Source organism: Variovorax sp. Soil_C_17 (genome assembly GCF_057657265.1).
Genome location: NZ_JBDGIT010000002.1, coordinates 108,557 through 121,003, shown reverse-complemented (window position 1 = coordinate 121,003; position 12,447 = coordinate 108,557). Strand labels below are relative to the sequence as shown.

The window sequence follows — 12,447 nt, the reverse complement described above, 5'->3', positions numbered from 1 at the left end:
GTCCCAATCAGGAGCTTCCATGACACGTCAGCAGCGTCCCGTCCATGTGGTCGGCGTCGGCATGATCCCCTTCACCAAGCCCGGCGCGAGCGACCCTTACACCGTGATGGGTGCGCGGGCCGCGAAGCTGGCGCTCGACGATGCCGGCGTGGACTACGCCCTCGTGCAGCAAGCCTACGTGGGCTACGTCTACGGCGACTCCACGGCCGGGCAGGCGGCGATCTACGGCGTCGGCCTCACCGGCATCCCGGTCTTCAACCTCAACAACAACTGCTCCACCGGCTCCAGCGCGCTGTTCCTCGCACGCCAGGCGGTCGAGAGCGGCGTGGTCGAATGCGCCATCGCGCTCGGCTTCGAGCAGATGCAGCCCGGCGCGCTGAAGGGCGCCTACGACGACCGGCCCTCGCCGATGGGGCGCTTCGCGGAGGTGATGACGCAGAAGCAGGGCTTCATCCCCGAAGCGCCGCGCGCCGCGCAGTTCTTCGGCGGCGCCGGCCGCGACTACATGGCACAGCACGGCATCCGCCGCGACACCTTCGGCCGCATCTCGGTGAAGGCGCGCCAGCATGCGGCGCGCAACCCGCTGGCGGTGTTCCGGCAGACGCTGACGCTGGACGAGGTGATGGCTGCGCCGCTGGTGTTCGATCCGCTCACGCGCTTCCAGTGCTGCCCACCCACCTGCGGCGCGGCCGCGGCGATCGTCTGCTCGGCCGAGTTCGCGAAGAAGCATGGGCTGGACATGCGCGTCGCGATCGCGGCGCAGGCCATGACCACCGACACGCCGTCCACGTTCGAGACCGGGGACATGCGCAAGCTCGTGGGCTACGACATGACGGCGGCCGCGGCGAAGCAGGTGTACGAGGCCGCGGGCATCGGCCCGGAGGAGCTGGACGTGGTGGAGCTGCACGACTGCTTCACCGCCAACGAGCTGATCACCTACGAGGCGCTGGGCCTCACGCCCGAGGGCACGGCGGAGCGTTTCATCGTCGAGGGCGAGAACACCTATGGCGGCCGGGTGGTGACCAACCCCTCCGGCGGCCTGCTCTCCAAGGGCCATCCGCTCGGCGCCACCGGCCTGGCCCAATGCGCGGAGCTGGTGTGGCAACTGCGCGGGCAGGCCGAGCAGCGCCAGGTCGAGGGAGCACGGCTCGCCTTGCAGCACAACCTGGGGCTCGGCGGCGCCTGTGTCGTCACGCTCTACCAGAGCCAGCGATGATCGATCGCCGCCACATCGGCCACACGCTGCCGGCTTTCCAGGTGCCGGTGGAAGCGGGCCGCCTGCGCTTCTTCGCAAAGGCAACCGGTCAAGCCGACCCGGTCTACATCGACGAAGCCGCGGCGCGCGACGCGGGGCATCCGGGCCTGCCGGTGCCGCCCAGCTTTCTCTTCTGCCTGGAGATGGAAGCGCCCAACCCGGCGGCGATTCGCGAGCTGCTGGGCATGGATTACCGCACGCTGCTGCATGGCGAGCAGGGCTTCACGTACCACGCGATGGCCTATGCCGGCGACACGCTGCGCTACGAGCAGCGCATCGCGGACATCTACGACAAGAAGGGCGGCGCGCTCGAATTCGTGGTGCGGCAAACGCGTGTGAGCAACCAGCGCGACGAGCTGGTGGCGCAGCTGCGCTGCGTGACGGTGGTGCGCAATGCCTAGCACCGTTCAAGACCCGCCCTCGACCCCAAGGCCTCACGCGATGACGACACCTGCCCTTCCAGACTGGGACGCCCTGCAGCAAGGCGACACCCTCCCCCCGCTGGAACTGCCCCCCATCACCCGCCTTGCCCTGGCGCTGTACTGCGGCGCCTCCGGCGACCACAACCCGATCCACGTGGACACGGACTTCGCCCAGTCCGCCGGCATGCCCGACGTGTTCGCGCACGGCATGCTGTCTGCCGCCTGGCTGGGCCGGCTGCTGACGAACTGGGTCCCGCAGCCGGCAATCCGTTCGCTGGACATTCGCTTCGCCGCCATCACCCACGTGGGCGAACGCATCACCTGCACGGGCAAGGTCCACGAGAAGTTCGAGCACGAGGGCCGGCGCTGCGTGCGGCTGCACGTCATGACGGCCAACCAGGACGGCATCACCAAGCTGAGCGGCGAGGCGCTCGTCGCCTGGCCCTGACACAGGCAAAGGAAAGACACCGAATGAACCGCAAACTCGAGAACAAGGTCGCCATCGTCTCCGGCTCCGGCCGCGGCATCGGGCGCGAGATCGCGCTCAAGCTGGCGAGCGAAGGGGCCCGCGTCGTCATCAACGACCTCGACCCCGAACCGGCCGCGCAGACCGTTGCCGAGATCGTGGCCGCGGGCGGCAGCGCCATCGCCTGCGCAGGCAGCGTGACGGACGGCGGCTTTGCCGAGCGCTTCGTGCAAGCGGCTGTCGATGCCTACGGCGGCCTGGACATCATCGTCAACAACGCCGGCTACACCTGGGACAGCGTGGTGCAGAAGATGAGCGACGAGCAGTGGGAGGCCATGCTCGCCGTGCATCTCACGGCGCCCTTTCGCATCCTGCGCGCGGCTTCGAACTTCATCCGCGATGCGGCCAGGCGCGAGGCGGACGAAGGACGCGAGGTGTTCCGCAAGGTGGTCAACATCTCTTCCACCTCCGGCGTCTACGGCAACGCGGGGCAGGCCAACTATGCGGCGGCCAAAGCCGGCATCAACGGCCTGACCAAGGCGATGGCCAAGGAATGGGGCCGCTACAAGGTCAACGTCAACAGCGTCGCCTTCGGGCTGATCAAGACCCGGCTGACCGAAGCGGATGCCGGCGCCGGCGCCAGCATCGACATCGAGGGCCGGCAGATCAAGGTGGGCGTCAATCCGCAGATCCTGAAGAACGCCGAGGCGCTGATCCCGCTGGGCCGCGGCGGCACGCCGGAAGAAGCGGCGGGGGCCGTGTACATGTTCTGCATTCCGGAGTCGAACTACGTCAGCGGACAGGTGCTGGTCTGCGGAGGCGGCCGGCCGTGAACGCCACCCGGCCGTGGATGACCGAGGAGCTGCAGATGCTGCAGGACAGCGCGCGCCGCTTCTTCGAGCGCGAATGCGTCCCCCACGAGACGCGCTGGCGCGCGCAGCAGCACGCCGACCGCGACATCTGGACGAAGGCCGGCCAGGCCGGCCTGCTGTGCGCCAGCATTCCCGAGGCGTACGGCGGCGGCGGCGGCAGCTTCCTGCACGAGGCGGTGATCTGCGAGGAGCAGATGCGCGCCATGGCACAGGGCTTCAGCAACAACGTGCACAGCGGCATCGTCGCCCACTACCTGCTGGCCTACGGCACCGAAGAACAGAAGCGCCGCTGGCTGCCGCGCATGGCGACCGGCGAGCTGGTGGCGGCCATTGCGATGACCGAGCCCGGCGCCGGCACCGACCTGCAGCGCATCAAGACGCAGGCGCGCCGCGTTGGCGGCGCGTGGCGCATCAGCGGCAGCAAGACCTTCATCACCAACGGCATGCACGCCGGCCTGGTCTGCGTCGCCGCGAAGACGGATGCGCAAGGCGGCGCCAAGGGCATTTCGCTGCTGATGGTGGAGACCGAGGGCACGGCGGGCTTCCGCCGGGGGCCGCTGCTGGACAAGATGGGCCAGAAGACGCTGGACACCACCGAGCTCTTCTTCGACGACGTGCGCGTGCCCGCCGAGAACCTGCTGGGCGGCGAGGAAGGCGGCGGCTTCGCGCAGCTCATGAACCAGCTGCCGCGCGAGCGCATGCTCATCGCCGTGGGCACGGTGGCGAGCATGCAGCGCGCGATCGACGACACGCTGGAGTACGTGCGCGACCGCCAGGTGTTCGGCCAGCCGCTGCTGAAGATGCAGAACACCCGCTTCAAGCTGGCCGAGTGCGAGACGCAGGCGCAGGTGGCGCGCGCCTTCGTGGACGACTGCATCGCGCGGCTGATGCACGGCGAGCTCGACGTGCCGACCGCCGCCATGGCCAAGTGGTGGACCACCGATGCCTGCTGCCGCATCGTCGACGAGTGCCTGCAGCTGCATGGCGGCTACGGCTTCATGAACGAGTATCCGATCGCGCGGCTCTACGCCGATGTGCGCGTCGGCCGCATCTATGGCGGCGCCAACGAGGTGATGAAAGAGCTCATCGCCCGGGCCATGGAGAAGCAATGATGGTGAGCGCCGCACGGCCGCCCGAAAGCGCGAAGCCCCCCCTGGGGGGCAGCGGCCCACACGCAGTGGGGGAGCGCGGGGGCACCGTTTCCGACCGTCCGCATTTCCGCTTCTGGCCCAAGGGCGTCGCGCGCGAGCTGGTCGTGCCGCAGGCGACGCTGCCGGAGGTCCTCGAGCTCGCGGCGCGGCGCTATCCGGACAAGGCGGCGATCGTCTACTGCGGCAGCGTCCTCCGCTATGCCGAGCTCCAGCACCGCGTGGCAGCGATGTCCGCCTGGCTGCGCGACACGCTCGCGCTGAAGCGCGGCGACCGCGTGCTGGTGGCGAGCCAGAACTGCCCGCAATTCGTGATCGCCTGCTACGCCATCCTGCGCGCGGGCGGCGTCGTGGTGCCGGTCAATCCCATGAGCAAGGCCCAGGAGGTGCGCTACTACGCCGAGAACAGCGGCGCGCGCATTGCCTTCGTGGCGCAGGAGCTGCTGGAGCACTTCGAGCCCGGCCTGTTCGACCGCATCGTCGTGCATGCGTACAGCGAGGCCGTGGGCGACACCGCCGGCGACGAGATCCCGGATTGGGTGCTTGCGCCGCTGCGCCCGGCCTCACGCGCGGACTGCACAGGCTGGGACGGCGTGCCGGCAACGGGCGACGGCATCGATGGTGATGTCCTGCCCACGGACCTCGCCATGCTCCCCTACACCTCCGGCACCACGGGCCATCCCAAGGGCTGCATGCACACGCACCGGACGGTGATCGCCTCGCTGGCGGCCTCGCACGTCTGGAAGGGCCTGCATTGCGAGACGGTGGTGCTCGCGGTCGCGCCGCTGTTCCACATGCTCGGCCTGCAGAACGGCATGAACATGCCGATCTTCCTGGGCGGCACCTCGGTGATGCTGCCGCGCTGGAATCCGGCCGTGGCGGCGCGCCTGATCGAACGGCACCGCGTGACCGCCTGGACGGCCCCGCCGGCGATGATCCTGGACTTCTTCGCGGAGCCCGAGGTGGCGCAGCGCGACATCTCCAGCCTCACCCTGCTTTCCGGCGGCGCCGCGGCGATGCCGGAAGCGGTGGCGGCGACGATGCAGCAGCGCTGGGGCATCACCTACAACGAAGGCTACGGCCTGACGGAGACCGCCTCGTTCCTGCAGGCCAATCCGCTCGCACGCGGCAAGCGTCAGTGCCTGGGCATCCCGGCGCAGGGGGTCGACACCCGCATCGTGGACCCGCAGACCCTGCAGGAGCTCGCGCAGGGCGAGGTGGGCGAACTGGTCACCCATGCGCCGCAGAACACCCTCGGCTACTGGCGCAACCCGCAGGCCGACCGCGAGGCCTTCTTCGAGCTGGAGGGCAAGCGCTTCTTCCGCACCGGCGACCTCGCCTGCATGGACGAGGAAGGCTACTTCTTCATGCGCGACCGCCTCAAGCGAATGCTCAACACCTCGGGCTACAAGGTCTGGCCGGCCGAGGTGGAGAACATGCTGTACGAGCATCCCGCGATCCACGAGGCCTGCGTGATCGGCGTGCCCGACACGAGGCAGGGCGAGGCGGTGAAGGCGATCGTCTCCCTCAAGCCGGGCTTGCGCGGCGAAGTGCAGGCGCAGGACATCGTCGAATGGGCGCGCGGCCGGATGGCGGTCTACAAGGCGCCCCGCTTCGTGGAATTCATGGACGCGCTGCCGAAGTCGGGGACCGGCAAGATCCTCTGGCGTGAGCTGCAGGAGCAGCATCGCGCCGCAGCTCGGAAGAAGTCCGAATGAGACGGCCGGTGTCTGCCTCAGCACCCATCACAAAGCCAGCCCCATGAACGACACCCCGGTTCGCTACGAACGCCGCGGCACCACCGCCGTCGTGACCCTCGACGACCCCGCCACCCGCAACTCGCTCACCCCCGGGCTGAAGGAGGGCCTGGCGGCCGCCGTCGCGCGGGTCAAGTCGGACAGCGGCGTGCGCGCGATGGTGATCACCGGCGCCAACGGCGCCTTCTGCGCGGGCGGCGACCTGCGCGGCATTGCCGCCGCCGGCGGGCTCGAAAGCGACGGCTTGCGCGCCCGCATGCACAGCGCGAATTCGATCTTTCGCGAGCTGCTCTCCCTGGATCGCCCCGTCATCGCCGCGGTGGACGGTGCGGCCTACGGCGCCGGCTTCAGCCTGGCGCTGGCGGCGGACTTCGTGCTGGTGACGCCACGTGCCCGCTTCTGCATGGTCTTCATGCGGGTCGGGCTCATCCCGGACTGCGGCGCCACCTACACGCTGCCGCGCATCGTCGGCGCGCAGCGCGCCCGCGAGCTGTTTCTCTCGGCCCGGGAGGTGGACGCGCGGGAGGCGCTGGCGCTCGGCATCGCCATGGAGCAGCACTCGCAGGCCGCGCTGCTGCCGCGGGCGCTGGCCCTGGCGGACAGCTTCGCCGGCGCCTCGCCGATGGCGGTGGGCCTGGTCAAGCGCATCGCGCTCGACGCGGGCGCCATGGAAGCCGCCTTCGCGGCCGAGGCCGACGGCCAGGCACTGTGCTTCCAGACCACGCTGCACCGCAAGGCGCTGCAGCGGTTCTTCGACAAGGCGCCGCCGGCCTTCCAGTGGCCGGCGCGCACGGACAAGGAGTGAACGACATGAGCAGGATGGTGGAGAACAAGGTGGTCGTCGTCACCGGTGCCGGCGGCGGCATCGGCCGCGACATGGCGCTGGCCATGGCGCGCGAAGGCGCCAAGGTGGTGGTCAACGACATCGGCGCCTCGGTCGGCGGCGAAGGCAAGGACGAAGGGCCGGCACAGGCCGTGGTCCGCGAGATCGAGGCCTTCGGCGGGCAGGCCGTGGCGAGCACCGACAGCGTGTCGGAACAGGCGGGCGCGGCACGCATCGTCGGCACGGCCGTGGAGGCCTTCGGCCGCATCGACGTCGTCGTCAACAACGCCGGCATCCTGCGCGACCGCTTCTTCCACAAGATGAGCGCCGAGGAATGGGATGCGGTCATCAAGGTCCATCTTTACGGCAGCTTCTACGTGAGCCGCGCAGCCGCCCCGCACTTCAAGGAGCAGGAAGGCGGCTGCTTCGTCCACATGACCTCCACCTCCGGGCTGATCGGCAACTTCGGCCAGGCCAACTACAGCGCGGCGAAGCTCGGCATTGCCGCGCTGTCCAAGTCCATCGCGCTCGACATGCAGAAGTTCAACGTGCGCTCCAACTGCATCTCGCCCTTTGCCTGGAGCCGGATGATCGGCTCCATCCCGACCGAGACGCCCGAGGAGCAGGCGCGCGTCGACCGCCTGAAGCAGATGACGCCCGCCAAGATCGCGCCGCTGGCCGTGTGCCTGGCCAGCGATGCCGCAAAGGACGTCAACGGCCAGATCTTCGCGGTGCGCAACAACGAGATCTTCCTGATGAGCCAGCCCCGGCCGGTGCGCTCGGTGCACCGCAGCGAGGGCTGGAGCCCGCAAACGGTGGCCAGCCATGCGCTGCCCGCCTTGAAGGCGAGCTTCCATGAGCTCGAGCGTTCCGGCGACGTGTTCAGCTGGGACCCGATCTGAGGACGCGCATGACGACGCAAACCATCGAGGAAGGTGCCACCGGCGTGCAGGCCTTCCACCAGCGCGAGCTGGACGCCGGCCGCCTCCTGCTGCAGTGCTGCGGCACCTGCGGGCGCCACGTGTACTACCCGCGCGAGGGCTGCCCGCACTGCGGCAGCACCGCGCTGGAGTGGAAAAGCTTCAACGGACTCGGCACCGTGCATGCCGTGACGACCGTGCGGCGCAAGCCTGCGGACGGAGGCGATCTCAACGTCAGCCTGATCGATCTGGACGAAGGCGTGCGGCTCATGAGCCGCGTGGACAACCTGGCGCCCGATGCGGTGCGCATCGGCCAGCGGGTGCGGGCGCGGGTGCAGGTGAAGGACGGCCGCGGGCTGGTGCTGTTCGATGCGATCGAAGGAGACGCTGCATGAAGACAGGTCTGGACGCGCTGCGCGGCAGCGCCGCCATCGCCGGCGTCGCCACCTTCGGCTGCGGCGAGACGCCCGGCTTCACCGACATGGAACTGCTGGCGCGCTCGGCGCACGCCGCCGTGGCCGACGCAGGGCTGACGATGCGGGACATCGACGGCCTGTGCACCGCCAGCGCCTCCGCCGCGACGTGGGCCCTGCCGGTGGTCGAGTACCTGGGCCTGAACCCGCGCTACATCGACGGCACCATGCTCGGCGGCAGCAGCTTCATCGCGCACCTGCTGCCCGCGATGCATGCCATCCGCTCCGGCCAGTGCAGCGCGGTGCTGGTCTGCTACGGCAGCGCGCAGCGCAGCGCCGCCTTCGGCCGGCGCGAGATCGTGGCGGCGCGCCGCTTTCTCGACCCGCAGCCCTACGAGCATCCCTACGAGCCGATGCTTCCCGTGTCGGCCTACGCGCTGGCCGCCTCGCGCCACATGCACGAATTCGGCACCACGCGCGAGCAGCTCGCCGACGTGGCGGTGGCGGCGCGCGCATGGGCTCGGCTCAATCCGGAAGCCTTCATGCGCGAGCCGCTCACGCGCGAGCAGGTGCTGGCGGCGCGCATGGTGTCGGACCCGCTGACCGTGCGCGACTGCTGCCTGGTCACCGATGGCGGCGGCGCGTACGTGCTGGTGAGCGCGGAGCGCGCGCGGGACCTGCCCAAGAAGCCGGTTTATGTGCTGGGCAATGCAACGGCGGTGTGGAACCGGCAGATCTCGTCGATGAAGGATCTCACCATCACAGCGGCGAGCCAGTCGGGCCGCGAGGCCTTCGCGATGGCGGGGCTGGCGCCCAAGGACATCGACGTGGTGCAGCTCTACGACGCCTTCACCATCAACACGCTGCTGTTCCTGGAAGACCTGGGCTTCTGCCCCAAGGGCGAGGGCGGCCGCTTCGTGGCCGACGGCGCCATCGCGCCCGGCGGGCGCCTGCCGGTCAACACCAACGGCGGCGGGCTCTCGTGCGTGCACCCCGGCATGTACGGCATCTTCGCGCTCATCGAGGCGGTGCGGCAGCTGCGCGGCGACTGCGGCGAGCGGCAGGTGAAGAACGCGCATACCGCCATCGCGCACGGCAACGGCGGCATGTTGTCCAGCCAGGCCACCGCCATTCTCGGCACTGCCGACGCCCTTTGAGGACCCGACCATGATCCGCGACCCCGAAACCCTCGAAGCCCTGCTCGACGCCGTCAACCGCTTCGTCCGCGAGCAGCTGGTGCCGGCCGAAGCGCAGGTGGCCGAGACCGACGAGATCCCCGACGACCTCGTGCACGGGATGAAGGCGCTGGGCCTCTTCGGCCTGACCGTGCCCGAGGCCTACGGCGGCCTGGGCGTGACGATGGAAGAGGAGGTGATGGTGATGCTGGCCATGGGCCAGACATCGCCCTGCTTCCGCTCGCTCTTCGGCACCACGGTGGGCATCGGCTCGCAGGGCATCCTCTTCGACGGCACCGAGGCACAGAAGAAGAAATACCTGCCGCGCCTGGCGACGGGCGAACTGATCGCCTCCTTCGCGCTGACCGAGCCCGAAGCCGGCTCCGACGCCGCCTCGCTGCGCACCACCGCCATCCGCGAGGGCGACCACTACATCGTCAACGGCACCAAGCGCTTCATCACCAACGCGCCGCACGCCGGCATCTTCACGCTGATGGCGCGCACCGACCCCGGGGACAAGGGCGCCGGCGGCGTCTCGGCCTTCATCGTGGAAGCGGACACGCCGGGCATCACCATCGGCAAGAAGGACCGCAAGATGGGCCAGCGCGGCGCCCACACGGCCGACGTGATCTTCGAAAACTGCAAGGTGCCCGCGGCGCAGCTGATCGGCGGCCGCGAGGGCCAGGGCTTCAAGACGGCGATGAAGGTGCTGGAGAAGGGCCGCATCCACATCGCCGCCATCTGCGTCGGCGTGGCCGAGCGCATGCTGCGCGACGCGTTGAACTACGCGGTGGAGCGCCGGCAATTCGGCCAGCCGATCGCCGAGTTCCAGCTGGTGCAGGCGATGCTGGCCGACAGCCAGGCGGAGATCTACGCCGCGCGCAGCATGGTGATCGATGCGGCGCGCCGGCGCGACGAGGGCCGCGAGGTGTCGACCGAAGCATCGTGCTGCAAGCTGTTCGCCTCCGAGATGTGCGGCCGCGTCGCCGACCGCGCGGTGCAGATCTTCGGCGGGGCGGGCTACATCGCCGACTACGGCATCGAGCGCTTCTATCGTGACGTGCGGCTGTTCCGGCTGTACGAGGGCACGACGCAGATCCAGCAGATCGTCATCGCGCGCAACCTGGTGCGCGAAGCGATGCGCTGAGTTTTTTCCCAACTTCAAGAGGAGACAAGCCCGTGAAGAAGACATCGACGATGCGCAGGCTCTGCGTGGCCGCCGGCCTGGCGGCGCTGCTGGCCGCACCGGCCGCGGCGCAAGGCCCCTACCCCGGCCAGCCGCTGAAGCTGGTCGTGCCCTACCCCGCCGGCGGCGCCACCGACACCCTGGCGCGCACGATCGGGCAGAAGCTTCAGGAAGCCTGGGGGCAGCCCGCCCTGGTGGAGAACCGGCCCGGCGCCGGCGGCACCATCGGCAACGCCTTCGTTGCCAAGGCGCCGGCCGACGGCTACACCGTGCTGATCGGCATCACGGCGCTGATCCAGCAGCAGTCGCTGATGGACAAGCTGCCCTACGATCCGCTGAAGGACCTGGCGCCCGTCACCATGATCGCGCGCAGCCCGAGCATGCTGGCGGTGCCGCTCGATTCGCCCGCGAAGGACCTGAAGAGTTTCATCGCGATGGTGAAGGCCAGTCCCGGCAAGCACAACTTCGGCAGCTATGGCGCCGGCACCTCCTCGCATATCCAGGGTGCGCTCTTGAACATGCAGGCCGGCATCGACCTGGTGCACGTGCCCTTCCAGGGCGCCGCGCCGCTGGTCACCAACCTGGTCGGCGGGCAGTTGGCGTCGGCGTTCATCGACAGTGCCAGCGCGCGGCCGCATCTCAAGTCCATGCGTCCGCTGGCGGTGACCGGCACGCAGCGCATGCCCGGGCTGCCGGACGTTCCCACCTTCGCCGAGCTGGGCTACCAGTCCTTCGATCCCTACGGCTGGTTCGGCGTGTTCCTGCCGGCAGCGACGCCGGCGCCCGTCGTGCAGAAGCTGTCGGAGGGGATCGACCGCATCCTGCGCCTGCCGGAGGTCACGGCGAAGATCGAGGCGCTGGGGCTGCAGGTGGGGGGCGGGAAGCCGGAGGAGTTCCAGAAGGTGGTGCGCACGGACGCGGCGATTTATGCGCGGATCATCAAGGATGCGAACATTCGGCTGGCGCCCTGACAGGCCTAGGCCGCGTCAACCGCTCGCCCGCCCCAGCTGCAGCTCCCTCAACCGCTTCACATCGCGCGCCGGCGGCGAACCGAAGAAGCGGCTGTACTCCCGGTTGAACTGCGACTGGCTTTCGTAGCCGACGCGATGCCCCGCGGTGGCGGCGTCCACGTTCTCGCCGATCATGATGCGCCGCGCCTCCTGCAGCCGCAGCTGCTTCTGGAACTGCAGCGGGCTCATCGCCGTGACCGCCTTGAAGTGGTGGTGCAGCGAGGACACGCTCATGTGCACCTCGTCCGCCAGCGCTTCGACACGCAGCGGTTCCTGGAAGCGCCGCGAGAGCACGCTGATGGCCTGGGTGATGCGCTGGCTGTGGCTGTCCACCATGGCCATCTGGGCCAGGCGCCAGCCATCGGGCGACTTCAGCAGCCGGTACAGGATCTCGCGAACGATCAGGGGCGCCAGCGCGGGCACGTCCTCGGGCGAGGCCAGCAGCTTGACCAGGCGCAGCACCGGGTCCAGCACCGCGGTGGAGAGCTCGCCGGTGTAGATCCCGCGCGACGAGGCGCGTGCGGGCGCGGCTTCGCCGAAGCGGAACTCCAGCGCCGCGGCGGCAATGTCCTTGACGTCGAAGCTCAGCTTCAGGCCCAGGTAGGGGGCGTCCGCCGAGGCGTCGATCACCTGGCCGGACACCGGCAGGTTCTGCGCCACCACCAGGTACTGGCTGGTGTCGTAGACATAGACCTCGTCGGCCAGCAGCACCCGCTTGCTGCCCTGCGCCAGCACGCAGAAGGCCGGATCGTAGACCGCATGCACCGGATGCTGCGCCTGCGAGACCCGCGCGAGCGCCAGGCGCGGGACCGCCGTCGGATGCACGCCATCGGCACCGCCGGTGAGCCGGTCGATCAGCGCGGCGAGCTCGGCCCGCATGACGGTGACCTGCAACTGATCGGACGATCGGTCGTCCTGCGGCGCTTTCTGGAGGGATGTCAGCATGCGCCGAAGCTTAAAGCTTTGGCGCCGTTTGTCCGGGCTTCGGCGCCCGCGTTGC

At 69.5% G+C, this 12,447-nt stretch carries 13 protein-coding genes; 12 read left to right on the top strand and 1 reads right to left on the bottom strand.

Annotation, left to right across the window (positions count from 1 at the left end; translation table 11 throughout):
• The first annotated feature begins 19 nt into the window (after window positions 1-19).
• The 12 genes from AC3A6Y_RS09215 to AC3A6Y_RS09160 are packed head-to-tail and all read left to right on the top strand — an operon-like array spanning window position 20 to window position 11,408.
• Window positions 20-1,216 carry a lipid-transfer protein gene (locus tag AC3A6Y_RS09215; RefSeq protein WP_487867928.1) on the top strand — a complete coding sequence of 399 codons (1,197 nt, stop codon included), beginning with the start codon at window positions 20-22 and terminating at the stop codon, window positions 1,214-1,216.
• Complete coding sequence (locus AC3A6Y_RS09210; RefSeq protein WP_487867927.1) at window positions 1,213-1,656, top strand: MaoC family dehydratase N-terminal domain-containing protein; 444 nt, start codon at window positions 1,213-1,215, stop codon at window positions 1,654-1,656. The genes AC3A6Y_RS09215 and AC3A6Y_RS09210 overlap by 4 nt, the downstream gene beginning before the upstream one ends.
• A gap of 40 nt (window positions 1,657-1,696) precedes the next feature.
• On the top strand, window positions 1,697-2,125 hold the full coding sequence (locus AC3A6Y_RS09205; RefSeq protein ID WP_487867926.1) for a MaoC family dehydratase: 429 nt from the start codon (window positions 1,697-1,699) through the stop codon (window positions 2,123-2,125).
• A 23-nt stretch (window positions 2,126-2,148) separates the two neighbouring features.
• A complete protein-coding gene (locus tag AC3A6Y_RS09200) occupies window positions 2,149-2,976 on the top strand; it encodes an SDR family NAD(P)-dependent oxidoreductase (RefSeq protein ID WP_487867925.1) in 828 nt (275 codons plus the stop codon).
• Between the two features lie 17 nt (window positions 2,977-2,993).
• A complete protein-coding gene (locus AC3A6Y_RS09195) occupies window positions 2,994-4,127 on the top strand; it encodes an acyl-CoA dehydrogenase family protein (RefSeq protein ID WP_487869035.1) in 1,134 nt (377 codons plus the stop codon).
• Window positions 4,124-5,881 (top strand): long-chain-fatty-acid--CoA ligase, encoded by a 1,758-nt coding sequence (locus tag AC3A6Y_RS09190; protein ID WP_487867924.1) that lies wholly within the window; start codon window positions 4,124-4,126, stop codon window positions 5,879-5,881. Before AC3A6Y_RS09195 ends, AC3A6Y_RS09190 begins: the two co-directional genes overlap by 4 nt.
• Window positions 5,882-5,924: 43 nt before the next feature.
• Window positions 5,925-6,725: an enoyl-CoA hydratase/isomerase family protein gene (locus tag AC3A6Y_RS09185; protein WP_487867923.1), complete on the top strand. Its 801-nt coding sequence runs from the start codon at window positions 5,925-5,927 to the stop codon at window positions 6,723-6,725.
• A gap of 14 nt (window positions 6,726-6,739) precedes the next feature.
• The gene (locus AC3A6Y_RS09180; protein WP_487869034.1) at window positions 6,740-7,645 is read left to right on the top strand and encodes an SDR family NAD(P)-dependent oxidoreductase; all 906 of its coding nucleotides are present in this window, start codon (window positions 6,740-6,742) and stop codon (window positions 7,643-7,645) included.
• An 8-nt stretch (window positions 7,646-7,653) separates the two neighbouring features.
• Window positions 7,654-8,058 carry a Zn-ribbon domain-containing OB-fold protein gene (locus AC3A6Y_RS09175; protein WP_487867922.1) on the top strand — a complete coding sequence of 135 codons (405 nt, stop codon included), beginning with the start codon at window positions 7,654-7,656 and terminating at the stop codon, window positions 8,056-8,058.
• On the top strand, window positions 8,055-9,233 hold the full coding sequence (locus AC3A6Y_RS09170; protein WP_487867921.1) for a thiolase: 1,179 nt from the start codon (window positions 8,055-8,057) through the stop codon (window positions 9,231-9,233). The genes AC3A6Y_RS09175 and AC3A6Y_RS09170 overlap by 4 nt, the downstream gene beginning before the upstream one ends.
• A 10-nt stretch (window positions 9,234-9,243) precedes the next feature.
• On the top strand, window positions 9,244-10,398 hold the full coding sequence (locus AC3A6Y_RS09165) for an acyl-CoA dehydrogenase family protein (protein ID WP_487867920.1): 1,155 nt from the start codon (window positions 9,244-9,246) through the stop codon (window positions 10,396-10,398).
• Window positions 10,399-10,448: 50 nt separating this feature from the next.
• Window positions 10,449-11,408 (top strand): Bug family tripartite tricarboxylate transporter substrate binding protein, encoded by a 960-nt coding sequence (locus AC3A6Y_RS09160; RefSeq protein ID WP_487869033.1) that lies wholly within the window; start codon window positions 10,449-10,451, stop codon window positions 11,406-11,408.
• A gap of 15 nt (window positions 11,409-11,423) precedes the next feature.
• On the opposite strand, the gene AC3A6Y_RS09155 is transcribed toward AC3A6Y_RS09160, so the two are convergent.
• Complete coding sequence (locus AC3A6Y_RS09155) at window positions 11,424-12,392, bottom strand: AraC family transcriptional regulator (protein ID WP_487867919.1); 969 nt, start codon at window positions 12,390-12,392, stop codon at window positions 11,424-11,426.
• Window positions 12,393-12,447: the final 55 nt, after the last annotated feature.